The organism is Hyphomicrobium sp. D-2 (assembly GCF_029872155.1).
Lineage (GTDB): Bacteria > Pseudomonadota > Alphaproteobacteria > Rhizobiales > Hyphomicrobiaceae > Hyphomicrobium_A.
Genome location: NZ_JARXLA010000003.1, coordinates 197,118 through 221,358, shown reverse-complemented (window position 1 = coordinate 221,358; position 24,241 = coordinate 197,118). Strand labels below are relative to the sequence as shown.

Below are 24,241 nucleotides of genomic sequence, written 5' to 3'. Positions count from 1 at the left end.
TGCCACAGGCTACTTTAGCGCCGTTTGACCGAACCAGACGAAGGCGCAGTCCGGTGGCACAATCGATATCAAACGGCACGGACAAGACCTGTTGCAACGTCTGCAAGGGCGTCGACAGTGCTCGGCCCAGCTTTGTCGTCGGCGTATTCTTCCAGCCCGCTGCAGCCGCCAGCGTCGCCGAGCGGCTGCGCCGTTGCGCAGCCCGGAATGTCGATGTCGTTTCAGCGGCCGAAGCAATTCCGGACGGACCTCTGACAGGGCTGCCCGGCCTTGGTTGCGGGCGATTGTCGGAGCAGATCTCGCGCCATCTGCAGTCCGGCGCTGCGCTTGTGGTTGTTAATGTCCAGAACCCGGAGCAACGCCTCGACATCTCGCGCGAGATGCTGGACTGCAAATGCGATCTGCTGCTGACTCATGACGGCATCCGCAGCGACTAAAGTTTCGCCAAGTCGTCGACGGCGGTCTCACCACGTAGATCTAATCGGCCTTGGGCGCGTAGTCCTCGGGCGTAGCCTGTCGGCGCTCCGGCCCGGGCACGTCCGGTCCTTCATGATCCTCAATGCCGCGCCAGCCAGCGCCCTCGAGATCATCAAACTGGCCACTGCGCAGCGACCATAGAAACGCCGCCAATCCCAAACCGCCGAGCACCAGTGCGCAGGGTATCAACCAGGCAAGCGCCGTCATTGTGTTGCGCTCCCTTGCAACGTCCACATCGGCGTCGCTTCTGAGGTGAGCGTGAGACGACGGTTCCGCAGCCGCAGGGCATTCGCCGTGACCGCGATTGACGATAGCGACATCGCCACCGCCGCCAGCAACGGCGTCACGTATCCGGCAACGGCCAGGGGCACAAACACAGCGTTATAGGCCAGCGAAATTCCGAAATTCTCGATCGCCATCCGTTGCGACGACCGCGCAACCTTCAATGCCTCGGCAACCGGCTCCAGCGCTTCGCCCTGGAAGACGGCATCCGACGCGATCTGACTGACATCCGCCGCTGTCGACGGCGACAGCGATGCATGCGCCTCGGCCAACGCAGGCGCGTCGTTGAGGCCGTCACCGACCATCAGCACCTGATGACCTTCAGCCTTGAGCTGCTTGAGACGCTCAATTTTGCCAGCCGGACGAACCTCGGCAGACCAGTCATCAATGCCACATGCAGCGGCAGCGGTGCGGACAGCTGCTTCGCGATCGCCCGAGAGCAGACAGACCTTGAAGCCCGCCTTGCGCAGATCACCGACTAGCGCTGCCGCATCCGATCGCAACTCGTCCTGGAAGCGGAACGCAACAGGCGGCGCGCTGCCATCGCGGAACCAGAGCGATGAGGAGGGTGCCTGCGCGCCATCGGAGCCTTCAACGCCAACCCAGGCGGCTGATCCCAGACGCTGCTCTCCACCAACCGAAGCATCGCAACGCAATCCGCTGCCCGGCTCTTCAACCGTTCCCTCTGCGGCGGCGAATGACAATCCACGCTCACGCGCCGTGCGCACAACAGCACGCGAATAGGGATGTCTGCTCGCCACCGCGAGTGATGCAGCAGCAGCCAGCGTGCGATCGTCAATCTGGTCGGCATTGGAGAGTGAAGGCTCACCGCGCGTCAGCGTACCGGTTTTATCGAACACGATCGTATCGACTTCCGACAAACGCTCCAGCCCATCCGGCGCCTTGACGATAACCCCCTTCGCGAACAGACGGCTGGCCGCCGCAACCTGCACAGCCGGAACCGCCAACGCCAACGCGCACGGACACGTGATGATGAGCACGGCGATGGCGTACGTCAGCGAGCGCTCGAAGCCCGCGCCCGCGATCATCCAGCCAATAAGCGTCAACGCGCCGAGTAGATGCACCGCCGGCGCATACTGGCGTGCGGCCCTGTCGGCCAGCCGCACGTAACGGCCACGACCCTGCTCAGCCGCCTGCACCAGACGGGCGATTTCGGCCAGCAGCGTATTGTCGTCGGTAGCGCTTGCCTCAACGATGATAACGCCACCCAGATTGACCGTTCCGGCGTGCACGGTTTCACCGTCCGATGCTGCGCGAGGAATCGATTCACCGGTGATGAGACTGGTGTCGATTTCGGTTGAGCCGCTCACGATGCGGCCATCGACCGGAATACGCTCGCCGGCCGCCACCTGCACCCGCATGCCCGGCGTCAATTCACGCGCCTGCACCCGGCGCACCGCGCCGTTCTCGCCGATGACATTTGCCGCCAGCGCCTTCAAGCCGATGAGGTTCTCCGCCGCGCCCCGTGCACGCACACGCATGTATTCGTCGAGATAGCGGCCGATCAGCAGAAAGAACGTGAGTGTGATTGCGGCGTCGAAATAAACCTGCTCCGTGCCGCGATAGGACTGATAAACGCTCATCGCCGTGGCAAGAATGATGCCGAGCGAGATCGGCACATCCATGTTCAGGCGGCGCGCCTTGAGTGCCGCCAGGGCGGATTGGAAAAACGGCTGGCCCGAGTATGCAATTGCGGGCATCGCGATCAGACCGGACAGCCAATGGAACAGGCCCTTGGCCGAAGCATCCATATCGCTGGCGATACCGGCCCAGACCGCAACCGACAGCAGCATGACGTTGGCTTGCGCAAAACCGGCTACACCAAGACGGCGCAGAAGATCGTCGGCGCGGGCATTGGCGGCCTCGTCGGCGCTGCCAACGGACTCGGCAGCGCGGTATCCTTCATGATCGAGTGCTTCGATCAGTTGCAGAGGCTCAGTCGTGTCTTCATCGTAGGTGACAGAGACGCGGCGCGTGGAAAGGCTTGCCCTGGCGGCCTCCACCCCAGGCACCTTGCGCAAGGCGCGCTCGATGGTGCCCATGCAGGCGCCGCACACCATATTCTCTACGATGAGAAGAATCGTACGGGGTGTGCGGTCTTCCTCCGGCGCATTGTTCCCGTGTGTTGATGCGCCGTCGCCCTGCATGCCGCCGGGCAAAGGAAGGGTTACTGCCCTATCCATATCCTGCTCCGCGCCTGATAGGCCGGGTCGTTATCCGTGTTCGCATTGAATGCGCTGACGTCAACAATCCACGCCCCACCGGCTATCTCATCACCCAGCGGGGCCTCATATAAGCCCGGGGCTGTTTCAACCAGTTCCAGGTTCATATCATAACGGTTCGTGGCTGGCCGCCCAACCCGGGCCCTCAGAGCCTGCCCGGCGATGGTCTCATTGTCGCGGCCATGCAGCACAACGCGCAACTTCGCGGGCTCGCCAGCGACGCTGACCGTATCGCTCCAGCCACTGGCCGACTGAGCGACCTGACGCTCGATGCGGTCGTTGTAATGCAGGCCCTTGCGATAGGCGTCGTTGGTTTCAAGGCCGCCGAACGTCGTTACGGCCTGATAGATCATGAAGCCGTCGACAACCACAATGGTGGCGAAAAAGCCGACGAGGATCATGAACACATGGCGACCCTGCAATCGGCGTCCACGCGGTCCGGCAGGTGCAGCGGTGTCACTCATTGGTCGGGCCCCCGGAAGTTGAGATCGTGATGGGTAACGTCGCCATTCTCTGCGCAGGTGACGATCAACTGGAACGGCGTGGCGGCGCCCTTCAACTTGTCGCGCATTGCCACCGGCACCGTAACAAGAACCTTCAGTGCACGCAGATTATCGGACGCAACCTTGATGGTTGAGGTCGGATCATCAAAGCCTACCACCGTCATCTTGGCGCCCTCAAGTCCGGCGATGCCAAGCTGGAAGCCGCGCACATGATGTTCCTTGTTGAGCAGCTTGACGGTGAAACCGTTACGTAGGCTGCCGTCCGACAGCTTGACGAACATCGGGTTGCGGTCCTGCTGCACGGTTACATCTGTGGAAGAACGATTCATCCACGCCGCAGCCATAATGCCCGTAACGAGAAGCATCATGAGCGAGTAAAGCACGATGCGCGGACGGAACAGCTTCACCTTTGGGTGAGCGAGATGCACCGGCGCTTCGACATTCTCGAAGGTATCGTAGGCGATGAGGCCCTGCGGACGGCCGACACGCTTCATGATGTCATTGCAGGCATCGATGCACAGCGCACACTGGATGCACTCAAGCTGTGAGCCATCGCGGATATCGATGCCCATCGGGCAGACTGTGACGCACGCCTTGCAGTCGACGCAGTCGCCACGTCCATCCCACGGCTGCCCCTTCTTGTGCGGGGCGCGCGGCTCACCACGATAATCGCGGTAGGTTACAAGCAGTGATTCACGATCGAACATCGCCGCCTGAATGCGCGGCCACGGACACATGTAAATGCAGACCTGCTCGCGCGCGATGCCGCCCAGCAGATACGTCGTGCCGGTGAAGATGGCCAGGAATGCATACGCGACCGCGGGAGCCTCGCCGGTAAACAGCTCAACCAACAAGGTTGGCGCATCGCGGAAATAGAAGACAAGCGCACCGCCGGTCGCGACCGAGATCAGCAACCACGAAATGTGCGTGCCTGCCTTCTTCCAGATCTTCTCGAACGTCCAGCGGCCGTTGTCGAGCCGCATGCGCGCGTTACGGTCGCCCTGCCAGAAGCGCTCGACCAGGATCATCAGATCCGTCCACACTGTCTGCGGACACGTGTAACCGCACCACATCCGCCCGGCGACAGCTGTCACAAGGAACAGCCCCAATGCCGAGAGGATGAGAATGCCGGTGATGTAGTACAGTTCCTGCGCCCAGATTTCGATTGGGCCGAAGAACAGCCGCTGATTGGCGAAGTCCAGCAGGAACGCCTGGTCCGGCAGGTTCGGTCCACGATCCCACCGCAACCAGGGCAGCAAATAGTAGATGCCCAGCGTGACGACCAGCACCGCCCATTTCACCTTGCGGTAAAAGCCGTGCGCAAGCTTTGGATAGATTTTCTTGCGCCCGATGTAAGCCTCCATCGGGCGTTGCCCGACGGTCGCTTCAGTCGTCTGATTCATGGCATTCCTGCGCGTCTTGGATGGCTAGGGACACGCGTCTCCAACTTATTGTCCACCCCCCAGAGAGTGCACATAAGCGGTTAGCATTTTGATCGTAACGGGGTCGAGACGACCACCCCAACTGGGCATAACGCCGCCGCGACCTGTCACGATGGACCGCTCGACATCGGCAAGACGCGAGCCATAAAGCCAGATGCTATCGGCGAGATTTGGCGCACCGACAGCCGGATTGCCCTTGCCGTCTTCGCCATGGCACGCAACGCAGTTGTCAGCGAACAACTGTTTACCACGTCCCGCCGCAGCCTCATCCGTAGCACCGCCCGACAATGACAGAACATATTGCGCCGTGTCGGCGATTTCCTGCGGCTTCAGTAGGCCATCGAGACCGAAACGCGGCATCGCCATGTCGCGGGCTTCCGGATGTCCCGAGCGAATGCCGTTGGTGATCGAATATTCAATCGCCTCCAGCGTGCCGCCCCACAGCCAGTCGTCGTCGTTAAGGTTCGGATAACCAACCGAGCCGGCGCCGCCCTTGCCGTGACACGGACCGCAGTTGTCGCCGAACACAGCCGCACCGCCAGCCATAACGAATGGCAACAGCTCTTCGTTTTTCAGGATGTCTTCGAGCTGCGTCTCTTCAATTTTCTTGAAGTAGCTAGCCTGCGCTGCCTTCGCGTCGGCAACCTCCTGCGTAACCACGGCGCGCTGGCTGTAATCCCAGATGCCCTTGGTGTAACCGCCGCCGGGCAACGGCCACGCCGGATAGAGTATCCAGTAGCCGATCGCCCACACGATGGTGGCGTAAATCGTGTACAGCCACCACTTCGGCAGCGGCTTGTTCAGTTCCTTCAGATCGCCGTCCCAGACGTGCCCGGTCGTTTCGACGCCGGTGACGCTGTCAATTTCTTTCTCAGCCATCAGGCCTTCCCCTCCGGTTCGTCGTCTTTGTCGTCGAGAGGCACCTGTGCTGCCTCATCAAACTTCTTTTTGTTTCCCGGCCAGAACACGTAGACGATGATGGTCGCGAACAAGCCGACAAAGAGCACCAGTGCTATGATCTGCGATATGACTGTCGCTGACTGATAATCCATTGGTCTGGCCTCACCGAAGGTTGGGGCCAGCTGCGTCGAATTTTGTGAAATCGACCAGCGTCCCAAGCATCTGCAGATAGGCGATCATTGCATCGAGCTCGCTCGGCTGATCTCCTCCAGCGCCATCGAATTTACGCACCTGCGCTTTAGGATATCGTTCAAGCAAAGCCTTGGATTCATCCGTGTCAGGCGAAACCTGCGCCACCACGTCTGCCTTTGCGGAAGCAATCATTTCATCCGTGTAGGGCACGCCGGCGATGCGCAGCGCCTGCAACCGCTTGTCCATGTCGGAATAGTCGAGCTTGCGCTTTTCCAGGAACGGGTAACCCGGCATCACCGACTCCGGCACCACATCGCGCGGACGGCGCATGTGATCGACATGCCATGCGTCGGAATACTTGCCGCCAACACGCGCAAGATCCGGCCCGGTACGCTTGGAGCCCCACTGGAACGGGTGATCATACATGCTCTCGGCGGCCAGACTGTAATGGCCGTAACGCTCCACCTCATCGCGCAGCGAGCGGATCATCTGCGAGTGGCAGTTATAGCAACCCTCGCGGATGTAGATGTCGCGCCCCGCCAGCTCCAGCGGTGAGTATGGCCGCATGCCCTGCACTTTTTCGATCGTCGAAGACAGGAAGAACAGCGGCGCGATTTCCACCAACCCGCCGATCGATACCACCATGAGGATACCGATCAGCAGCACCATCGGGCGTTTTTCGAAAATGTCGTGCTTCATTGTTTTTCTCACTCCGCCGGTGTTGCTGCGATGGCATGGCGCAACTCGGGCGCAGCAGCCGATGCGGGTTGCTCTGCAATGTCGGAAGATTCCTCGCCGCGGATCGTCCGCCAGACGTTGATGGCCATCAGGATGCTGCCGATCACGAACAGCAGGCCGCCGGTGGCGCGGATGATGTACGGCCAGTGCATCGCCGCCACGGTTTCAACGAACGAGTACTTGAGGAAGCCGAGGCTGTCGTAGGCACGCCACATCAGACCCTGCGTGATGCCCGACACCCACATCGACGTGATGTACAGCACGATGCCGATGGTGGCGGTCCAGAAGTGCCATTCCACAAGCCGCAGCGAATAGAGGCCGCGACGCTTCCACAACCACGGCACGAGGCAGTAGATGGCGCCGAACGACACCATGCCGACCCAGCCCAGCGCGCCGGAGTGTACGTGGCCGATGGTCCAGTCGGTGTAATGCGACAGCGAGTTGACCGACTTAATGGACATCAGCGGCCCCTCAAACGTCGACATGCCGTAGAACGCCACCGACACAACGAGCAGACGCACCACCGGATCGGTACGCAGCCGGTCCCATGCGCCCGACAAAGTCATCAGGCCGTTGATCATGCCGCCCCACGACGGCATCCAGAGAATAATCGAGAACGTCATGCCCAGCGTCTGCGCCCAGTCCGGCAGCGCGGTGTAATGCAGATGGTGCGGACCAGCCCAGATGTAGAGGAAGATGAGCGACCAGAAGTGAACGATCGACAGGCGATATGAATACACCGGCCGCTCGACACGCTTCGGGATGAAGTAGTACATGATGCCGAGGAAGCCGGCGGTCAGGAAGAAGCCGACCGCGTTGTGGCCGTACCACCATTGCGTCATCGCATCCTGCACACCCGAGAACAGCGAGTAGCTCTTGGAACCCAGGAACGAGACCGGGATCGACAGGTTGTTGACGATGTGCAGCATCGCAATCGTCACGATGAAGGCGAGATAAAACCAGTTCGCAACGTAGATGTGCGACTCGCGGCGCTTCCACAGCGTGCCCAGGAAGATCGCCAGATAGGCCACCCAGACGAGCGTCAGCCAGATATCGACGTACCATTCCGGCTCTGCGTATTCGCGGCCCTCGGTTACGCCGAGCACATAGCCCGACGCCGCCAGAACGATGAAGAGCTGATAACCCCAGACCACGAACCATGGCAGCCAGTAGCCGAAGATGCGCGCGCGGCTGGTGCGCTGCACCACATACAGCGAGGTCGCGATCAGCGCGTTACCACCAAAGGCGAAGATGACCGCTGAGGTGTGCACAGGGCGCATGCGACCGAAGTTGGTCCACGGCAGATCGAAATTGAGATCAGGGAATGCGAGCTGCCAGGCGATAAGGTCACCGACGAGGAATCCCACGATGCCCCAGATGACAGCGGCAATTGTGGCCACCTTGATCGGGCCATCCATGTAGTGCGCCTGCTCGTCCGGCCCGCCGACGCGCGGATGCGTCATCACATAGAAGCCAGCGGCGGCACTGGCCGCGAGGAATATCAAGCCGTGCAGTCGAATGACTTCATCCTGGCCAAACAACGCCAGTATGCCCCCGACTAGTATTCCGAGACCCGCGGCGATCGTCGCCGTGGCTCCCGAAAGAGCGATCATCTCTTCGCTGGCTGCCTTCATTATTGGAACCCTTCGTCCTTCCCCAGGAACTGCACGATAAGGTCGCAAGTGCGCGTCACCCTTTGACGGAGATCAATCCGACACGCACATATCGCCATCACATTTTGTCGCGTTCACAACAGGCGCACCGACATGTGATGCGCACTTTGACGCTAATCAAAATCCATCGGCGTGCCAGCGCTCATGCTCCCTTCACAAAAAGTCATGTGGAGGAACGTCATGAATGAGATCGTTCGAGGGGTGACGGCTGCGGACGCGCTGCTTGGCCCGGCTGAATTTGAAGCCGCCATTCGCGCTGTCGGTGCCGAGCGCTATCACGACAAACACCCGTTTCATAAATTGCTGCACGGCGGCAAACTGTCGAAGGGACAGGTGCAGGCGTGGGCGCTGAACCGATATTGCTATCAGTCCGCTGTGCCGCGCAAAGACGCTGCATTGATGAGCAGAACGCTCGATCGCGCGTTGCGCCGTGAATGGATCCACCGCATCATGGATCACGACGGCATCGACGATGAGCACGGCGGCATTGAACGCTGGCTGGTGCTGACGGATGCGCTCGGCCTGGATCGCGACTACGTGATCAGCATGGAGGGCGCGTTGCCGGCGACGCGCTTCGCCGTCGAAGCCTATGTGCGCTTTGTCGTCGAACAACCACTGACAGTTGCTGTGGCCTCTTCCCTCACCGAGCTGTTCGCGCCCGCCATCCACCGGGAGCGCATCGCCGGAATGCTGGAAAATTATCCGTTCGTGAACGACGAGGTGATGGCCTACTTTAAACGTCGGCTCACGCAGGCGCCGCGCGATGCTGATTTTGCTCTTGAATATATCAAGGCCAACGCGCGCACCCGCGAAGAGCAGGAGGCCTGCATCAACGCCGTGCGCTTCAAGTGCAACGTGCTGTGGGCACAGCTTGATGCACTGCATAATGCTTATGTCGAACCGGGCCAGATCCCGCCCGGCGCGTTCCGGCCGAGCCCCTGAAGCCAGCAACCTGAAACACCGAAGGGCGCCGCGAGGCGCCCTTTTCATGTGTCGTCAAAACTGAAACGGCCAGCCGTCACTCCGGCCACCCGCGACGCGTGTTACTCGTTGGCAAGATCCGTCAGCCGCGCCAGATCGCAAAGTTGTACGCGCGTGCCACCTTGCGCAATATCGATGACGCCCATCGTGCGCAGCTTCGTCAGGGTCCGGCTCACCGTTTCAATCGTCAGTCCGAGCAGATCGGCAATATCGCTGCGGCGCATGGCCAGATCGACGGTCGCACTCTCCGCGCCGGCTGTACGGCGATGCAGAGCGACGAGAAATGCGCAGACCCGCTCAATCGCACTGCGCTGGCCAACCGTGATCAGCAGGCTGCGCGTTGCCGCAAGCTCATGACATACAGACTTGTATAGCTTCAGTGCGAGTCGGGCGTCGCTCTCGGCGATGCGCTCAAGCGCGGCAGCAGAAAGACATTTCACCTTGGATGGAACTGTCGCCTGCGCACTCAGAACATGCTCGTCCAGGATACCAAGGCCGATAAGGTCACCGGGGTATGCAAAGTCGATGATCTGGCGGCGGCCATCGGGCAGCGTCTTGTAAACGGCGATGACGCCTTCCTCGACCTGGAACACCTGCTCGCGATCATCACCCTCGCAGAACACATGCTCCTTGGCGATCAGGCGCCGCACGGTTGCACTGGGCAGACGCTGCTCGGCGACGGACGAACCATCACCATGGCGATTGTGCATTCCGGTAGCGGTTGCAGAGGTCAGGTCGAGCTGCGCCGCGAACATATGCTTGTGCTCCGTCTTTGATCTTTCTCAATGACGGTTTAGCCACCTCAAGCTCCGCAGGTATGCCGAGCGCGTGACGAATTGTAAGAGTGTGTAACAGGCGGGGCCCGCGAAGCTGATGGCGCAAGCCCCCCTAAATCCACGCGCCGACGCAGATGATCCTGATCAATGCGCAACTGGCCGGGCACTATAGCCTCAAGCCCCATGGATATGCCGCCCGACATCTGCGAGCTCATCGAAGCCGACGCGCGTCTTCAGCGGGAGATTAACCACGCGCTGGAAGCGGCGATCGATCATCTCCTGCCTGCTGCGGAGGTTGGGCGCGCCATGATCCACATGCTCGTGCGGACGCTGGTGCCGAGCTGGCAAAGTCACGTCAGCCTGCAATCGGAGGTGATTTTCCCCATCGCCGAGGCACGCCAAGATAGCGCAGTGCTGCCTGCAATAACGCGCCTGAGGGCCAGTTACCCTGAATTGGCGCACCATCACGCCACGGTCGGCGGCGCCCTGCAGCGCCTGCTCGGCCTGTCACAATCGCCGGAACAAGGCGACCTCAGCGGCACGAGACAGCAATTGTGCACCGCACTGAAGGCCCGCCAGGTCCATTTTCGGCTCAGCGCACAGCTTGACGCTCCACTGTCAGGCCCCCTAACGCCAGCGGAGCAGACCCTGTGTACATTATGGCTGGCCACCCGGCCGCAGCCCTGCTTCCCGCTCAATATGCTATTAGCTGAGTGGGTAGCGCATCAGGAGCTTACGGGTGGCCCGTCAGCCGGCTTGCGTCTGCACTGATTTCGCGCGTTCCAGGGAGCATGAATGGACGCCGCCCTGTTGATTATCCTCAACGGTCTGGCCCTCGGACTTGCCAGTACGCTGCACTGCGCCGGCATGTGCGGAGCGATTTCGTGCAGCCTGATGCTGGCGCAGGAACGGGTTGGCGGCGCCGATCCGCGCTTTGTGTTCGCGCTCAATCACGCCGGCCGCATCTGCTCATATTCAATTGCCGGCGCCCTCGTGGGGCTCGTGGGCGCACCGGCGATCTCGTGGTTGGACCGTGACGCTGCCTTCCACCTGCTGCAATGGGCTGCCGCATCCTCGCTTATCTGGATTGGCCTCTCCACCGCCGGGCTGGTGCCCTCGATCACCATCATCGACCGTGGGCTGACCTCGCTGTCAGATTCGGTAGCCCGGTTGCAATCGCGCGGCACCGGCCAGACATTTGTTCCGCTCGCATCGGGCCTGGCGTGGGGAATGATGCCCTGCGCGATGGTTTACGCCGCGCTGTTCACCGCCATGCTGACCGGATCGTTCAGCGGCGGTGCGCTCACCATGGCGGCCTTTGGCGTCGGCACGCTCCCGGGCTTGCTGGCTTCAACCTTCGGCTTCCGCCAACTGGCGCAGATCAAGCGCAATCGCGGCACCCGCATCGCCGCCGGACTGGCCGTTGCGGTATTCGGCGCCGCGACCGTACTGCTGGCGCATCCGCAGTCACCCTACTTCTGCTTCCCTGGCACCACGACTTCCACCCATTCCGCCGCGCCTTCTTCGCCAAAAGTCTAAGGCCGTACCGCGGAGGCGCGCGCAACTCCTGCCGCGACAGATCGACAACCATTGATCGCCATCAAGTGCCGCCGCAAGGCGCTGCAGTAGCTTCCCGGCCATTGCTGCAACAGATAACGCGATAGATGGCCCTATGAACCCAGAAGTCGTGAAGCGATATTCCGCTCCCGTTCCGCGCTACACCAGCTATCCAACGGCGCCGAATTTTTCCGCTGACGTGGGCGCTTCCCAATACGACCGCTGGCTCAGCGCCCTAAACCCCGGATCGCTGATCTCGCTATACCTGCACATCCCCTACTGCAGTTCGTTGTGCTGGTATTGCGGCTGCTGCACCAAGGCCGTCCAGCGCTATGAGCCGATAAGCGACTATCTGACAGCGCTGCACAGCGAGATTGCAGGCGTATCGCAGCGCATGCAGGCCTCGCACCGGGTCAATCACATCCATTGGGGGGGCGGATCTCCCAACATACTTTCCGCCGATGATATTGCATTGCTTGCAGCGGCCCAGCGCGAGCATTTCGAAATCCTCGACACAGCCGAGTTCGCCGTTGAGATCGATCCTCGCGGATTGGACGCCGAACGCGTCGCAGCATTCGCCAAAGCGGGCGTAACGCGTGCTTCGCTTGGCGTGCAGGATTTCGACACCAAGGTTCAAACGGCGATCAACCGCCATCAGTCGTTTGCCGAGACACAATTTGCGGCGGAAGAGTTTCGCGCCCACGGCATCGACAACATCAACATCGACGTCGTCTACGGGTTGCCACATCAAACCCGCGACGGCGTACAGAAAACAATCGAACAGGTGCTAGAGTTGCGGCCATCGCGCGTTGCAGCGTTCGGCTACGCCCATCTGCCCAGCCGCCTCAAACATCAGACAATGATCGACGAGAAAGCGCTGCCCGATGTTATCGAGCGCTTCGCGCAGGCAAGCCGCATTTCGCGCACACTCGCCAAGGCTGGCTATGTGCGCATCGGTCTGGACCATTACGCACTGCCTGAAGATCCCATGGCGCGCGGCATGCTGGCGCGGAATTTCCAGGGCTATACGACTGATGTCGCCGATGCGCTGATCGGCTTTGGCGCATCCGCAATCGGACGGCTTCCGCAAGGTTACGTGCAGAACATCTCGGCTGCGGGAGAGTATGCCCGTAAAATCTTGGCTGGCGAACTGGCAACCGCGCGCGGCTTTACGCTTTCTAATGCCGATAAGATGCGCGCCTTCGTCATTGAGCGCCTGATGTGTGATCTGACGTTTCCGGCCAGCGAGCTGCGCTCCCGCTTCGGCACTGCTTGCAATGAGCTGATCGAAGAAGCCCAGGCATTGCTGGAAGCGGACCAGGATCGCTTGATCGAGCCCGACGGTGATGCGTTCCGCGTGACCGATCGGGGGCGCCCGTTCGTGCGTTCCATTGCGGCCTGCTTCGATTCCTATTTCGACAGCGGCGCACGCCACGCGCCCGGCGTGTGACGACTAGAGCGTTTGGCGACCAGATGGAATCTGATCACACGCTCTAGTTTTTTGATTGGTCGCATTTTCTGGCGCCGAACCGGCGTCCAATTCGTCGGAAAATGCTCCGGCACGTCGCATAGCGCAATCGCACGCACTTGATTGGGGGAACAGGCGCAATGGATGACCACTTCTGGCCATCGCTCTATCCGGGCATATTCATTGCCGTGATGATCGGCTTCGCGACCGGCGGCATCGTCGCAATTTTCACCGGCGCGCTCGGCGGCCTCATCGGCTCAATCGCAGCCTACTTCCTGACCGTATGGTTGGGCCTCACCGATTCCGCCGTGTCACTGGCAGTGTTGATCGCCGGTGCGTCTGCTGGCGGTTACGCTGGCGCAAAAATCGGCGCAAAGCTGCTCGCCCGTCGCAGCGAAGAAGCCTGACGCCGGCTTCACGCGTTGCGATTGAAATCCTGCAGTACCGCTTCCAACCGCTGCCATTGCTGCGCACCACCGGGCAGCCCAAACCGCAGCCAATTGCGGTTATGGGGAAAGCTGCGGACGAGAATACCCGCGCGCCCCAATACCTCCGCTAGTGCCGGAGCACGCGCGCACTCCGCCAGACGGAACAGCTGCGTGCCGCCAACAATCGTCAGACCTGCATCCTGCAAAAGATGATCGAGCCGACGGCAGTCTGCAGTCAGCGTCTTTGCCATGGCAGTAAGCCACACGTCATCGCACAGCGCTGTTTTGCCAATCTCCAGCGCAGGGCCAGCAACAGCCCATGGCCCCACTTCAGCGCGCAACGGGGAACACCAGCGCTCGTGCGCGATCGCAAATCCCAGCCGAACCCCCGCCAGGCCATAGGCCTTGCCGAACGAGCGCAGCAGCACGGCCGATGTCGGCAGGTGCGAAGCTAGGCTGGCATCACCGGGCGCAAAATCTGCAAACGCCTCATCGACCACCAGCAGCCCGTCCCGCACAGCAAGCTCATCGGCAAGGTCGCTCAGCTCTTCTACGGAAAAAATGCGGCCTGTGGGATTGTCCGGATTGACGACGATAATCACACGCGCCGCGCCAACCTCTGCAATGCTGGCGACTTCCCGCACCCGATGCCCGCACCGCTCCCACGATGCCGCATGCTCACCGTACGTCGGGCCGACGATCGCCACCTCTGAAGCATCGATCAATCGTGGCACGATCTGAATAAGTGCCTGACTGCCCGGAGCGGCAACGATATTCGCATCGAGCGGAACGCGATAACGGCGGCGCGCCGCCAGCAGCAATTCATGCTCGGCTGACGATTGCGGCAGATGACGCCATGCACCCGGCGTTACCTCCGGTACCGGATAGGCGTGTGGATTGATGCCGGTCGACAAATCGATCCAGGGCTCAGGCGCATCGGGATAGCGCGCACGCGCTGCATCAATGTCGCCGCCATGGGGAAGCGGTTCTAAGCGAGGCGCTGTCATGCTAGCACCAAATCCCGATCAAGCGCCTGGACTGCAATCCGATGTATCCCTTCACAACCCTCATTGCCATGGCGCTGGATGTGGCATGCGGCTACCCCACATGGGTATTCACCCGCATCGGCCATCCGGTAAGCTGGATCGGCGGACTGATAGCATGGTGTGAGGCCCGCTGGAACGATCCGCGGCTTTCCTTCGCACACCGCCGCCGCAACGGCGTGTTGGCCCTTTGCGTCACCTTGGCCGCCACCGCTGCGGTAACCATTGCTATCGTCGTTGCGCTCGGCCTTCTGCTGCCGCGGCCTTGGGACATCATCTGCACCGGCGTCATCGCCAGCACACTGATCGCCCAGCGCAGCCTTGACGAGCACGTGAATGCCGTTTCCAGCGCCCTGCAGTCGGGCGGTCTGGATGCCGGCCGCCATGCCGTGGCGCAGATCGTCGGACGGCGTACAGATACCCTGGACGAAGCAGGCGTCAGCCGCGCCGCGATAGAAAGCCTTGCCGAAAACTATTCCGATGGTGTCGTCGCGCCGCTGTTCTGGCTGCTGATCGGTGGGCTGCCCGGCGCAGCGCTCTACAAGGCCATCAACACCGGCGACAGCATGGTCGGACACCGCAGCGAACGCTACCTGGCGTATGGCTGGGCATCCGCGCGCCTCGATGATCTCGTCAACCTGCCTGCATCCCGGCTAGCTGCGGTGTTTATAGTCCTCGCGGCGGCCATTCTGCCGGGCTCGAATGCACGTGATGCAGTGCGCGCCGTCCGCCGCGACGCCCGCCATCACGGATCGCCCAACGCCGGCTGGCCGGAGGCCGCCTTCGCCGGAGCGCTCGGTTTGCGCCTGGCCGGTCCACGCATCTATGGCAATGAGACGGTCACCGGCCATTGGATGGGTGATGGCCGCCCCGAAGCCACAGCCGCCGACATACGCCGCGCCTTGCGCCTTTACCGCACCGCATGCCTGCTGCAGTTTCTAACCGTCGCCGCGCTCGCGCTGCTGCTCACGACCTGATATCTGCCGCCAATGGACAAGCCCTTCTCGATCACACTCGCGCCGCCGTTCCTCACCGCTACGTTCGCACAACCGCAACGTGTCCTGAGCTGGTCCATGCTGCGCTCCGGCATGGTGATCGCGAACCGCATCACCTGGCTGGAAGTCCGCAACGCTGATCTGCCAGCAGACGCAGATCCGTTTGAAGTTATCGGTAAACGGGTGAGCGACGCTGGCCTTGACGACGCGGTGGTGCTGGTCACCTCGCGCGACATCCGCCGCCATCACCACCATCACGCGCCGGTAGAAAACGTGCATGCCCACTGCCTGACAACCGCCGGGCTCTCGAACAGCGAGCGCGTGGGCACACGCCTGCACATGCCGCCACCGTTCGCGGGCACCATCAACACGCTGGTGCACCTCTCCCTGCCGCTGACGGACGGAGCAATGCTGGAAGCGCTTTCCATCGCCACCGAGGCCCGGACAACGGCAATTCTGGAAGCTGACCTATATCGCGGCGGAAAACACATTACCGGCACCGGGACCGACTGCATCGCGATTGCCTCACCTGTCAGCGGGCCAGCGCAACCCTATGCGGGCAAGCACACCGCGGTTGGCGAAGCTATCGGCGCCGCCGCCTATCACGCGACAGTCGCCGCGATCGACGATTGGAAAACCGATTGTGCGGAATTGAACAAAGCGATGCGCGCCAGCTGATGCCATGCAACGCATTCATCCGCATACGGTTTTTGAATCATTCCAGCCGACATAAATAATTTGACGCCAAACTGTATGCGGCACTCGCTCACGCAGCTTCCCGCAGGTTGCGAACACGGCCGATCTGCATACACCCTTGTCGAATAGCACAGTGGTCTCAACGCTTTGTCGGCAACACTGTTGCAACCAATCGGCCCCCACTTTGCAAGCGCCTGTTTCCACCAAACGACGTAGAGCGTGGCTGATAAACATCAGCTCCTGAAACAGTCTGAATGTTGACTCTCAGATGCTTGACTTAGTCAGTCAGGTTTTGCTCCTTACCTAATCAAGATTGCTGCAGTCGAGTTTTCCGGCGCGCAACCTTAGGTTTTTGTATTGCGTAAGGGGTGGGGTAATGCGTACTCATAATGAGTGGGAGTCCGTCTGGGCGCTTGATAATTCGAGCCCAGCTGAAACTGAGACCAGTGGCGACGCTGCAAAAGGCAATCGGCGCCTTTCTTTTAAATCTCACTTACTTATCGGCGCAGCTAGCGTCATTGGTGCACCTGCTGCTGCCACAGCTCAGGAAGCAGCCGAACCTGTTCCTCTTCCGACCCTGAGCGTCGAAGGCGCCGCCAAGAAAAAGGCCGCCGCGAAGAAGAAGGCTGCGCCCAAGAAGGCCGCCACTCAGCAGGCCTCGCCAGTACCGCAGGCACCGCAGTTCGTTCCGCAGCAGCAGCAGGCCGATCCGCTGCCGGGCCTCGCTGCTCCGGTCGCTCCGGGAGTGTACAACGCCCAGTATTCGACGTCGGCCAAGGCCACCGGTCCGCTGCTCAACACGCCCCAGACGGTCAACGTCATTCCCACCGCGATCATCCAGGAGCGCAAGAGCACCAACCTGATCGAAACGCTGAAGAACACGCCGTGCATCACCATCGACGCCGGCGAGAACGGGTTTAATACTGCCGGTCTTCAGTTCGCGATCCGCGGCTTCAATTCGACCGGCAATGTTTTCAATGACGGTGCACGCGACAACGGTGTCTACACGCGCGACACGTTCAACATCGAGCAGGTCGAAGTATTCAAGGGCCCGGCAGCCGATAACGGACGCGGCTCTGCAGGCGGCTATGTCAACATCGTCACCAAGACGCCGAAGCTTGAGGATTTCGTAGAGGCAACGGTCGGCATCGGCTTCGATGACACCAAATCCGAAGCACGCCGCCGCGCAACATTCGATGTTAATCAGAGCTCCGGAACTGTTGCGGGCCGCCTGAACTTCTTCATTCAGGATGGTGGTGTCGCCGGCCGCGATGTCGCCGAAGCTAACGCGTGGGGCGCGGCCCCGTCATTGGCCTTCGGTCTCGGAACGCAGACGCGCGCTATTTTTGCTTACGAGCACTATGAGCGCAACGACCTGCCGGACGCTGGCGTCCGTCTTAATCGCCGTGCGGAAGGGCTGACGTTCGGTGCGGGTGGAAACCCTGTAGACTCTGTCGGCATCGGTGGCGCTGGTCCCCGTCCGAACGGGGGCGGATCGTTGTCCCGCGATACGTTCTTCGGTCGCCACACGGACTTCGATGACACCGTAGCAGATACGTTTATCGCTCGGTTCGAGCATGATCTAGCTCCCGGTGTGACGATCTCCAACCAGACTCGCTGGAACCAGGTTGACCGTCAGGCCGCACTCTCCACGCACGCGACGACCTTCACGGCGGCAAACCAGAACAGCGGTCTGCAAGGCGGCATGGGTCTGTTCACCTACGACCGCAATAACGAAACGCTGACCAACCAGACAAATCTGGCCGCGCGGTTCTACACGGGTCAGTTCCGACACACGATCTCCACCGGCGTAGAGTTCTCGCGCGAAGAATCGTTTGCCCGCCGCGCTAGCAACCAGACCGCTGATATCGGTATCGATACCGCTGCTGTCTATGCCTATGACACGATCGATTTGACACGGCAGTGGCAAGTCGTCGGTGGCATCCGTGTCGAGCACTACGATTTGAAGATCAACGGTCAGGGCGTTCCAGGCGGATTGTATACTCAGACCGAAACGACGGTCGGCGGCAAAATCGGTGTTGTTTACAAGCCGGTTGAGAACGCCAGTCTCTATGCCTCATACGGGATTTCACATCTGCCGCACGGTTCGCTGATGTCCAACCCGGACATCTCGCGCGATGGTGGCAATGCGTTCCCCGGCTTCGTTGCCGGCGCAGATCCCGCCGAGTTCCACAACTACGAAATCGGCGCGAAATGGGACTTCTTCAACGGCCGTCTGTCCACCACCGCTGCGCTGTTCCGTACCGAAAAGCACAAGTCTCCGATCGTCGGTGCCGATCTTGCAGCAGGTGACCCAGCCGGAGCCAATATCTTCCGTGGCTACGGCGAGCAGGTCGTGCAAGGTATCGAGCTTGGTATTGCCGGTAACCTCACCGAGCACTGGAAAGTGTATGGTGGCCTGCTCGTCATGGAAAGCGAGCGCAAGCATAGTGCCTACCTCGATGGCGTACGCCGCAATGGTGGCAACGGAACAGGCGACTACGGTACTGCACTGCGCACCGATGGCGACGAACTCGCCTTCACTCCAAACGTGACGGCAACGTTCTGGACTACCTATGACGTCACCAAGGAACTGACACTCGGCGGTGGCTTCCAGTACGTCAGCGACTCCTACATCGGTCGTCCAGATGATGCCCTGCGTATCATCAAGAATGGACGCTACGGCAAGCTGCCCGGCCACTTCATCGTCAACCTGATGGCGTCGTACGACATCACCGAGAACATTGAGCTGAGCCTCAACGTCGATAACGTCTTCGACGAGACATATCTCACCTCAGTCAACTGGAACGGCAACTGGGGTTACGTGGCTCCGCCGCGCACCTACTGGCTGTCGGCCAGCTACAAGTACTGATCTACCCACCAACCAACACCGGCCGCAGGACCTCCCGCCTGCGGTCGGTGCACTACTCCCCACGACGAGACTGCCGGGCCCCCGTCCCGGCATTCTTGCTTTTTTCGGAGCTCCCACAATGCTCGTGACCATCCCCGATGTCCTCTCGGCCGACGAAGTGGCGCACATCCGCAGCGTGCTTGAGAGCACCGATTGGGTCGATGGTCGCGTCACCGCCGGTGATCAGGCGGTGAAGGTCAAAAACAATCTGCAGATCCCGATCAATTCGCCTGAAGCGCAACAGCTCGGACAGATCGTCCTCAATGCGCTCGGCAAGAATCCCAAGTTCATGTCGGCCGTGCTGCCGCTGCGCGTGCTGCCGCCGATGTTCAATCGCTACGACGAAGGCATGACCTTCGGAGCACACGTTGACGGTTCGATCCGCGCCCTGCCCGGAACCGGCGAGCGCCTGCGCACCGACGTATCCTCGACGCTGTTCCTAACCCCGCCGGAGGATTACGACGGCGGCGAACTGGTGGTGCACGATACGTATGGCACCCACACCGTGAAGCTGCCCGCTGGCCACATGGTCGTCTATCCCGCCACCAGCCTGCACTCCGTCACGCCGGTGACACGGGGCAGCCGCTGGGCGTCGTTTTTCTGGTCGCAGTCGATGGTGAAGGACGACTGGCAACGGCACATGCTGTTCGATCTCGATCAATCGATCATGCGCATCCGCGCGCAGATGCCGGACGACGATCCCGCTGTCGTCAGCATCACTGGGCACTATCACAATCTCATCCGCGCCTGGGCCGAAGTGTAAGCAGCAAAGCGTAAAGCGAGTTCCGTCATGCGTGAGATAGAGTTCCACACCGAAGTCGGCGCTCCGCAAAAATATCGCCCGCTGTATGTCAGCATTTACGCCGATGACGATGATACGTCGGCCGTGCAGGACGCAAACCGGGATGCGCGCAGAACGGAGCAGCTTGCTCAGCAGGGCTCACCCTTCGCGCAGTTTCTGCTCGCCCATATGTACCTGTCTGGGCAGGACAAGCCACAGGATTATGCCGCCGCCTACAGGTGGTTTGCACGCTCTGCCGCCTCCGGACGGGCCGACGCGCTGAACATGGTCGGGCGCTGTTACGAATGCGGCTGGGGCGTGGAAATCGATCGCGCTGAAGCCGCCCGCTGGTATCGTCTAGCGATCGAACAGGGCCATGCCTGGGCCATGTTCAACCTCGCATCATTGATGATGCAGGGCGACGGCGTAACGCAAGACGCGGAAGGCGCACTGGCGCTGTTCGTGCGCGCCGCACGGCTGGGCAACATCAAGGCCATGAACATGATCGGCCAGTACCGCGAGGATGGCTGGCGTGGCCGTGTGCGGTTGCGCTCCGCCGCGCGTTGGTATCAGCGTGCAGCCGAAGGTGGCTGCTTCCGCGGACAATATAATCTGGCGCGTTTTCTTGCCCGCATGGGACAGACTCAAACCGCCGCCCAATGGCTGCGCGTGTCGTTCGCCGCTGCTCCTCCACAGTTCTGCCGCGAGGTCGGAGAAATGCTGGCCAACCATCCGGACGCGAACCTGCGCGATGCTGCCTGTGAAGCATTGCTCCGCGCCGAAACGCCGGCGCGTCATCCCGCAGCATAGATCCGAACGCATTCCTGCGCGTTTCTGCCCGCGCAATCACTGCGCGCGGCCCTGGCCGGATCGTCACCCAGCAGCGACGCCCGCACCGGGCAGCCGGCAAAACTCTGCGGATCTCGTATTAAAACATCACGCAGCGCAGCCGCACCGCTCGCGCTACAGCTTGAGTTGCAGCGGATCTGTCACCAGCAAGTCCCGCCCGGCATCGCTCAGCGTCCGGCAGCCAGTCAGCGCCATCGCCAGTTCAAGCTCATCGCGCAAGATACGCAGCACATGCGCCACGCCGCGTACGCCGGCAACCGCCAGCCCGTACACGATCGGGCGCCCCACCATCACCGCTGACGCACCGCACGCGATGCACTTCAACACATCCGTGCCACGCCGAATGCCGCCATCCACCAGCACGGGTGCGCGGCCCGCAACGCGATCGACAATGCGCGGCAGCACGGTGAGTGTCGGCGGCAGCGTATCCAGCGTGCGCCCGCCGTGATTGGAAACGATGACACCCGCAGCCCCATGCTCCAACCCGCGTTCGGCATCGTCAGCGTTCAGAATACCTTTGAGGATGACGGGAAGCGATGTATTCGCCGCCAGCCATTCGATGTCGCTCCACACCGCCGCAATAGGCAGGAAGTGCTCGAACACGACGCTCTGCAGTGCGGCCGAAGGCACATGCTGCGCGTAGTCGCCGAGATTGACCGCGCTCATCCCGTCCGGCAGACGAAAACCAGCCCGCTGCTCGCGATTGCGCGCGCCGCTGACCGGCGCATCGACCGTCACGACGATGGCTTCATATCCGGCAGTCTCCGCGCGCCGCACCAGATCCAGCGTCGCCGCTCGGTCCGGTTGCATGTAAAGCTGGAACCAGATGCGCGGACCCGCGGCAACGGCGATGTCCTCCAGCCGCATGCTCGCCAGCGTGCTGACAACAAACCCCGCGTCCAGCGCCGCTGCAGCAACCGCTGTTGCCTGCTCGCCATCGGGATGCGCCAGCATCTGGTGCGCAACCGGCGCAACCAGAATCGGATGCTCGAATGTCTTTCCAAACAGCTCTACGCGTGTGTGCCCACCCTTGCCATGACGGAGCACGCGCGATTCCAACCCGACACGATCGAACGCTTGCCTGTTCCAGCGGGCGGTTATTTCATCCGCCGATGCACCGGAAAAATACGCCCAGGCGTTGGTGTCGAGCGTTTCGCCCGCGAAGCGCTCGTAGTCACTGAGGCTGACAATTCCGTTCGGAATATCCGCCAATGTGGGCAATGTGTCGGTCAAGCGATGTGTCTCATGTCAGCAATGCGTGACGCATATTTGGCATCACAACCACCGCAGCGCCAGTCAATAGTCAGTGTGCAAGCCGCGCTGCATATTGGCTGACAGACGATCACCGCCAACCTATTTTGTGAAGCGCTTCATCCTGGCTCTAAACATCGGCAGCAACCATGCATTCGGAAGATTGGGTTTCGCATTTCCCAGGGTTGCACAGCCTTCCCGACGACATTCTTGCTGCCCTCATCGCCAGCAGTCGTGTCGTTCAGCTTCCCGCCGGTACGCGCATATTCGGACCCGGACACGCGCCGGACGCATTCATTCTGATGTTGCGCGGAACCGTGCGCGTGCAGCAGGTGTCCGATACCGGCCGCGAGATCGTGCTGTATCGCGTTTCAGCCGGCGATAGCTGCGCGCTGACGACAGCGTGTCTGATGGGCTATGACGACTATCAGGCTGAAGCATTAGCCGAAACGGATGTTGCCGCCGTCGCCATTCCGCGCGCAACGTTTGACGACATTATCGCCCGCTCGCCGGATTTCCGCCGCTTCGTTTTCACCGCCTTCAGCCGCCGCGTCACCGACCTGTTCCGTGTCATTGAGGAGGTCGCGTTTGCGCGCATTGATGTGCGACTGGCCCAACGGCTTCTGGAGCGCGCCAACACTGATGGCCACATTGAGCTGACGCACCAACAGCTTGCCGCCGAGCTTGGCACCGCGCGCGAAGTGATCAGCCGCCAGCTCAACGAATTTCAGCGCCGCGGCTGGATCACCACCTCCCGTGGCGCCATCGACATCACGCAGCCCGAAGCGCTGCGCCAGCTTGCCACAGCGCCGTAGCACCGGGTTGCGACTCTGCACGGCAAACCCTGTGACTTGGTCACATACGGCCCCGCACCGGGCAGCTATCCAGTACCCAACCAACTGGAGCTGCCGCCATGATCAAGAATATTGGAACCTGGGACCGAGCCCTGAGAATTACACTGGGGCTGGTGCTGCTTTCGCTTGTATTCGTCGGCCCGCAAACGCTGTGGGGCCTTGTCGGCTTTGTTCCGCTGCTCACCGGGCTGGCCCGCGTCTGCCCCGCCTATAGCATCACCGGTGTCAGCACTTGCGGGCAGCGCTGCGCAGGCCCCAAATCCTGATCGAGCTTCGCTCGCCCGTTACTACAGGCCAAAGGACGTCCAGATGGATCAGATATTCGCAGCCAACAGCACGCTCGCCGCAACAATTGGTGGCGTTCTCATCGGCCTTTCGGCGGTACTGCTGATGGCGACAACAGGGCGCATCGCCGGTATCAGCGGATTCGTTTCGCGACTGTTGCCGCCCTACACAGACGACGGCTTTCTCGCGCGCATCGCATTCATCGCCGGGCTTGTCGCAGCGCCTCTTATCTACAGCTTCGCAACTGGCAGCGGCATTGGCATTTCAGTTTCCAGCAGCGTGCCATTGCTGATCGCAGCCGGATTGCTGGTCGGCTTTGGCGCCGTGCGCGGCGGTGGCTGCACCAGCGGTCACGGCGTCTGCGGCATCGCCCGCCTTTCGCCTCGTTCGATCGTTGCGACGCTCGTGTTCATGGCAACCGCTGTCGCAACCGTATTCATCGCCCGCCACGTGATCGGAGGCTGACATGCAGATCATGATTTCATTTGTTGCAGGGCTTCTGTTCAGCCTGGGGCTTCTCATCTCTGGACTGATCAATCCTGCCAAAGTGCAGAACTTCCTCGATCTCGCTGGCACCTGGGATCCCAGTCTCGCCTTCACGATGGCCGCCGCCATCGCCACGACGACAATCGGCTATCGGCTGGCGTTTCGTAATTCCAGGCCGCTGTTCGCTGACGCGTTCCAACTGCCGATAGCCAAGGCCATCGACGTTCGGCTTGTTGGCGGCGCCGCGGTGTTTGGCATCGGCTGGGGCCTCATCGGCTTCTGCCCGGGGCCAGCGGTGGCAGCACTCTCAACCGGATCGACATCGGCCTTCATCTTCGTTGGCGCCATGCTGGCCGGCATGTTTCTGGCGCGCACACTCGAACGGCCATCTTCTCCATCTGCTCCGCAGACAAAAATTTAGTGGAGGTCA

General features: G+C 61.2%; 26 protein-coding genes. 15 read left to right on the top strand and 11 right to left on the bottom strand.

The window, feature by feature from the left end; translation table 11 throughout:
* Positions 1-53: 53 nt before the first annotated feature.
* Positions 54-437: a hypothetical protein gene (locus QEZ49_RS06945; RefSeq protein WP_280385435.1), complete on the top strand. Its 384-nt coding sequence runs from the start codon at positions 54-56 to the stop codon at positions 435-437.
* A gap of 40 nt (positions 438-477) precedes the next feature.
* Here the strand turns inward: QEZ49_RS06945 and ccoS are convergent, their stop codons facing one another.
* The 8 genes from ccoS to ccoN are packed head-to-tail and all read right to left on the bottom strand — an operon-like array spanning position 478 to position 8,411.
* Positions 478-684, bottom strand: a complete 207-nt coding sequence (gene ccoS / locus QEZ49_RS06940; protein ID WP_280385434.1) for a cbb3-type cytochrome oxidase assembly protein CcoS — start codon at positions 682-684, stop codon at positions 478-480.
* Positions 681-2,963, bottom strand: coding sequence for a heavy metal translocating P-type ATPase (locus QEZ49_RS06935; RefSeq protein WP_280385433.1), 2,283 nt, complete (start codon positions 2,961-2,963; stop codon positions 681-683). Before QEZ49_RS06935 ends, ccoS begins: the two co-directional genes overlap by 4 nt.
* Positions 2,948-3,466, bottom strand: coding sequence for a FixH family protein (locus tag QEZ49_RS06930; RefSeq protein ID WP_280385431.1), 519 nt, complete (start codon positions 3,464-3,466; stop codon positions 2,948-2,950). The genes QEZ49_RS06935 and QEZ49_RS06930 overlap by 16 nt, the downstream gene beginning before the upstream one ends.
* On the bottom strand, positions 3,463-4,908 hold the full coding sequence (ccoG, locus tag QEZ49_RS06925; protein WP_280385429.1) for a cytochrome c oxidase accessory protein CcoG: 1,446 nt from the start codon (positions 4,906-4,908) through the stop codon (positions 3,463-3,465). The genes QEZ49_RS06930 and ccoG overlap by 4 nt, the downstream gene beginning before the upstream one ends.
* Before the next feature lie 45 nt (positions 4,909-4,953).
* Positions 4,954-5,826, bottom strand: a complete 873-nt coding sequence (gene ccoP / locus QEZ49_RS06920; RefSeq protein ID WP_280385427.1) for a cytochrome-c oxidase, cbb3-type subunit III — start codon at positions 5,824-5,826, stop codon at positions 4,954-4,956.
* Positions 5,826-5,999: a cbb3-type cytochrome c oxidase subunit 3 gene (locus QEZ49_RS06915; RefSeq protein WP_280385425.1), complete on the bottom strand. Its 174-nt coding sequence runs from the start codon at positions 5,997-5,999 to the stop codon at positions 5,826-5,828. The genes ccoP and QEZ49_RS06915 overlap by 1 nt, the downstream gene beginning before the upstream one ends.
* A gap of 10 nt (positions 6,000-6,009) precedes the next feature.
* Positions 6,010-6,738 carry a cytochrome-c oxidase, cbb3-type subunit II gene (gene ccoO / locus QEZ49_RS06910; RefSeq protein WP_068463950.1) on the bottom strand — a complete coding sequence of 243 codons (729 nt, stop codon included), beginning with the start codon at positions 6,736-6,738 and terminating at the stop codon, positions 6,010-6,012.
* Between the two features lie 8 nt (positions 6,739-6,746).
* Complete coding sequence (gene ccoN / locus QEZ49_RS06905; protein WP_280385422.1) at positions 6,747-8,411, bottom strand: cytochrome-c oxidase, cbb3-type subunit I; 1,665 nt, start codon at positions 8,409-8,411, stop codon at positions 6,747-6,749.
* Positions 8,412-8,630: 219 nt separating this feature from the next.
* Here ccoN and pqqC point away from each other — a divergent pair, with 219 nt between their 5' ends.
* The gene (gene pqqC, locus QEZ49_RS06900) at positions 8,631-9,392 is read left to right on the top strand and encodes a pyrroloquinoline-quinone synthase PqqC (protein ID WP_280385420.1); all 762 of its coding nucleotides are present in this window, start codon (positions 8,631-8,633) and stop codon (positions 9,390-9,392) included.
* Positions 9,393-9,493: 101 nt separating this feature from the next.
* Here the strand turns inward: pqqC and QEZ49_RS06895 are convergent, their stop codons facing one another.
* Positions 9,494-10,186 (bottom strand): helix-turn-helix domain-containing protein, encoded by a 693-nt coding sequence (locus tag QEZ49_RS06895; RefSeq protein ID WP_280385418.1) that lies wholly within the window; start codon positions 10,184-10,186, stop codon positions 9,494-9,496.
* 204 nt (positions 10,187-10,390) lie between these two features.
* Between QEZ49_RS06895 and QEZ49_RS06890 the strand changes: the two genes are divergently transcribed.
* The 4 genes from QEZ49_RS06890 (at position 10,391) to QEZ49_RS06875 (ending at position 13,639) form a co-directional block, all read left to right on the top strand.
* On the top strand, positions 10,391-10,978 hold the full coding sequence (locus QEZ49_RS06890) for a hypothetical protein (protein WP_280385416.1): 588 nt from the start codon (positions 10,391-10,393) through the stop codon (positions 10,976-10,978).
* Between the two features lie 24 nt (positions 10,979-11,002).
* Positions 11,003-11,746 (top strand): sulfite exporter TauE/SafE family protein, encoded by a 744-nt coding sequence (locus tag QEZ49_RS06885; protein WP_280385414.1) that lies wholly within the window; start codon positions 11,003-11,005, stop codon positions 11,744-11,746.
* Positions 11,747-11,879: 133 nt separating this feature from the next.
* Positions 11,880-13,214 (top strand): oxygen-independent coproporphyrinogen III oxidase, encoded by a 1,335-nt coding sequence (gene hemN / locus QEZ49_RS06880; protein ID WP_280385412.1) that lies wholly within the window; start codon positions 11,880-11,882, stop codon positions 13,212-13,214.
* A gap of 158 nt (positions 13,215-13,372) precedes the next feature.
* Positions 13,373-13,639: a hypothetical protein gene (locus QEZ49_RS06875; protein WP_280385410.1), complete on the top strand. Its 267-nt coding sequence runs from the start codon at positions 13,373-13,375 to the stop codon at positions 13,637-13,639.
* Positions 13,640-13,647: 8 nt separating this feature from the next.
* Here QEZ49_RS06875 and cobD read toward each other — a convergent pair whose 3' ends face one another.
* Positions 13,648-14,667 carry a threonine-phosphate decarboxylase CobD gene (gene cobD / locus QEZ49_RS06870; protein ID WP_280385408.1) on the bottom strand — a complete coding sequence of 340 codons (1,020 nt, stop codon included), beginning with the start codon at positions 14,665-14,667 and terminating at the stop codon, positions 13,648-13,650.
* 41 nt (positions 14,668-14,708) lie between these two features.
* Between cobD and cbiB the strand changes: the two genes are divergently transcribed.
* The 5 genes from cbiB (at position 14,709) to QEZ49_RS06845 (ending at position 20,896) form a co-directional block, all read left to right on the top strand.
* Complete coding sequence (gene cbiB / locus QEZ49_RS06865; RefSeq protein WP_280385406.1) at positions 14,709-15,680, top strand: adenosylcobinamide-phosphate synthase CbiB; 972 nt, start codon at positions 14,709-14,711, stop codon at positions 15,678-15,680.
* Positions 15,681-15,692: 12 nt separating this feature from the next.
* The gene (locus tag QEZ49_RS06860) at positions 15,693-16,376 is read left to right on the top strand and encodes an adenosylcobinamide amidohydrolase (RefSeq protein ID WP_280385404.1); all 684 of its coding nucleotides are present in this window, start codon (positions 15,693-15,695) and stop codon (positions 16,374-16,376) included.
* Between the two features lie 394 nt (positions 16,377-16,770).
* Positions 16,771-19,266 (top strand): TonB-dependent receptor, encoded by a 2,496-nt coding sequence (locus QEZ49_RS06855; protein WP_280385402.1) that lies wholly within the window; start codon positions 16,771-16,773, stop codon positions 19,264-19,266.
* 118 nt (positions 19,267-19,384) lie between these two features.
* Positions 19,385-20,068, top strand: coding sequence for a Fe2+-dependent dioxygenase (locus QEZ49_RS06850; RefSeq protein ID WP_280385400.1), 684 nt, complete (start codon positions 19,385-19,387; stop codon positions 20,066-20,068).
* A 27-nt stretch (positions 20,069-20,095) separates the two neighbouring features.
* Positions 20,096-20,896, top strand: a complete 801-nt coding sequence (locus QEZ49_RS06845) for a tetratricopeptide repeat protein (protein WP_280385398.1) — start codon at positions 20,096-20,098, stop codon at positions 20,894-20,896.
* Positions 20,897-21,049: 153 nt separating this feature from the next.
* On the opposite strand, the gene QEZ49_RS06840 is transcribed toward QEZ49_RS06845, so the two are convergent.
* Positions 21,050-22,168 (bottom strand): alpha-hydroxy acid oxidase, encoded by a 1,119-nt coding sequence (locus QEZ49_RS06840; RefSeq protein ID WP_280385396.1) that lies wholly within the window; start codon positions 22,166-22,168, stop codon positions 21,050-21,052.
* A 167-nt stretch (positions 22,169-22,335) separates the two neighbouring features.
* On the opposite strand from QEZ49_RS06840, the gene QEZ49_RS06835 reads away from it, so the two are divergent.
* The 4 genes from QEZ49_RS06835 (at position 22,336) to QEZ49_RS06820 (ending at position 24,232) form a co-directional block, all read left to right on the top strand.
* Positions 22,336-23,001: a Crp/Fnr family transcriptional regulator gene (locus tag QEZ49_RS06835; RefSeq protein WP_280385394.1), complete on the top strand. Its 666-nt coding sequence runs from the start codon at positions 22,336-22,338 to the stop codon at positions 22,999-23,001.
* Positions 23,002-23,099: 98 nt separating this feature from the next.
* A complete protein-coding gene (locus tag QEZ49_RS06830) occupies positions 23,100-23,306 on the top strand; it encodes a DUF2892 domain-containing protein (protein WP_280385392.1) in 207 nt (68 codons plus the stop codon).
* Positions 23,263-23,790 (top strand): YeeE/YedE family protein, encoded by a 528-nt coding sequence (locus tag QEZ49_RS06825; RefSeq protein WP_348534798.1) that lies wholly within the window; start codon positions 23,263-23,265, stop codon positions 23,788-23,790. Before QEZ49_RS06830 ends, QEZ49_RS06825 begins: the two co-directional genes overlap by 44 nt.
* Before the next feature lies 1 nt (position 23,791).
* Positions 23,792-24,232 (top strand): DUF6691 family protein, encoded by a 441-nt coding sequence (locus QEZ49_RS06820; protein WP_280385386.1) that lies wholly within the window; start codon positions 23,792-23,794, stop codon positions 24,230-24,232.
* The last annotated feature ends 9 nt before the right edge of the window (positions 24,233-24,241 follow it).

Bases quoted from the DNA above. Each gene is read 5' to 3' on its own strand.
- ccoS (WP_280385434.1), bottom strand. From the start codon at position 684: ATGACGGCGCTTGCCTGGTTGATACCCTGCGCACTGGTGCTCGGCGGT.
- QEZ49_RS06935 (WP_280385433.1), bottom strand. From the start codon at position 2,963: ATGGATAGGGCAGTAACCCTTCCTTTGCCCGGCGGCATGCAGGGCGAC.
- QEZ49_RS06930 (WP_280385431.1), bottom strand. From the start codon at position 3,466: ATGAGTGACACCGCTGCACCTGCCGGACCGCGTGGACGCCGATTGCAG.
- ccoG (WP_280385429.1), bottom strand. From the start codon at position 4,908: ATGAATCAGACGACTGAAGCGACCGTCGGGCAACGCCCGATGGAGGCT.
- ccoP (WP_280385427.1), bottom strand. From the start codon at position 5,826: ATGGCTGAGAAAGAAATTGACAGCGTCACCGGCGTCGAAACGACCGGG.
- QEZ49_RS06915 (WP_280385425.1), bottom strand. From the start codon at position 5,999: ATGGATTATCAGTCAGCGACAGTCATATCGCAGATCATAGCACTGGTG.
- ccoO (WP_068463950.1), bottom strand. From the start codon at position 6,738: ATGAAGCACGACATTTTCGAAAAACGCCCGATGGTGCTGCTGATCGGT.
- ccoN (WP_280385422.1), bottom strand. From the start codon at position 8,411: ATGAAGGCAGCCAGCGAAGAGATGATCGCTCTTTCGGGAGCCACGGCG.
- pqqC (WP_280385420.1), top strand. From the start codon at position 8,631: ATGAATGAGATCGTTCGAGGGGTGACGGCTGCGGACGCGCTGCTTGGC.
- QEZ49_RS06895 (WP_280385418.1), bottom strand. From the start codon at position 10,186: ATGTTCGCGGCGCAGCTCGACCTGACCTCTGCAACCGCTACCGGAATG.
- QEZ49_RS06890 (WP_280385416.1), top strand. From the start codon at position 10,391: ATGGATATGCCGCCCGACATCTGCGAGCTCATCGAAGCCGACGCGCGT.
- QEZ49_RS06885 (WP_280385414.1), top strand. From the start codon at position 11,003: ATGGACGCCGCCCTGTTGATTATCCTCAACGGTCTGGCCCTCGGACTT.
- hemN (WP_280385412.1), top strand. From the start codon at position 11,880: ATGAACCCAGAAGTCGTGAAGCGATATTCCGCTCCCGTTCCGCGCTAC.
- QEZ49_RS06875 (WP_280385410.1), top strand. From the start codon at position 13,373: ATGGATGACCACTTCTGGCCATCGCTCTATCCGGGCATATTCATTGCC.
- cobD (WP_280385408.1), bottom strand. From the start codon at position 14,667: ATGACAGCGCCTCGCTTAGAACCGCTTCCCCATGGCGGCGACATTGAT.
- cbiB (WP_280385406.1), top strand. From the start codon at position 14,709: ATGTATCCCTTCACAACCCTCATTGCCATGGCGCTGGATGTGGCATGC.
- QEZ49_RS06860 (WP_280385404.1), top strand. From the start codon at position 15,693: ATGGACAAGCCCTTCTCGATCACACTCGCGCCGCCGTTCCTCACCGCT.
- QEZ49_RS06855 (WP_280385402.1), top strand. From the start codon at position 16,771: ATGCGTACTCATAATGAGTGGGAGTCCGTCTGGGCGCTTGATAATTCG.
- QEZ49_RS06850 (WP_280385400.1), top strand. From the start codon at position 19,385: ATGCTCGTGACCATCCCCGATGTCCTCTCGGCCGACGAAGTGGCGCAC.
- QEZ49_RS06845 (WP_280385398.1), top strand. From the start codon at position 20,096: ATGCGTGAGATAGAGTTCCACACCGAAGTCGGCGCTCCGCAAAAATAT.
- QEZ49_RS06835 (WP_280385394.1), top strand. From the start codon at position 22,336: ATGCATTCGGAAGATTGGGTTTCGCATTTCCCAGGGTTGCACAGCCTT.
- QEZ49_RS06830 (WP_280385392.1), top strand. From the start codon at position 23,100: ATGATCAAGAATATTGGAACCTGGGACCGAGCCCTGAGAATTACACTG.
- QEZ49_RS06820 (WP_280385386.1), top strand. From the start codon at position 23,792: ATGCAGATCATGATTTCATTTGTTGCAGGGCTTCTGTTCAGCCTGGGG.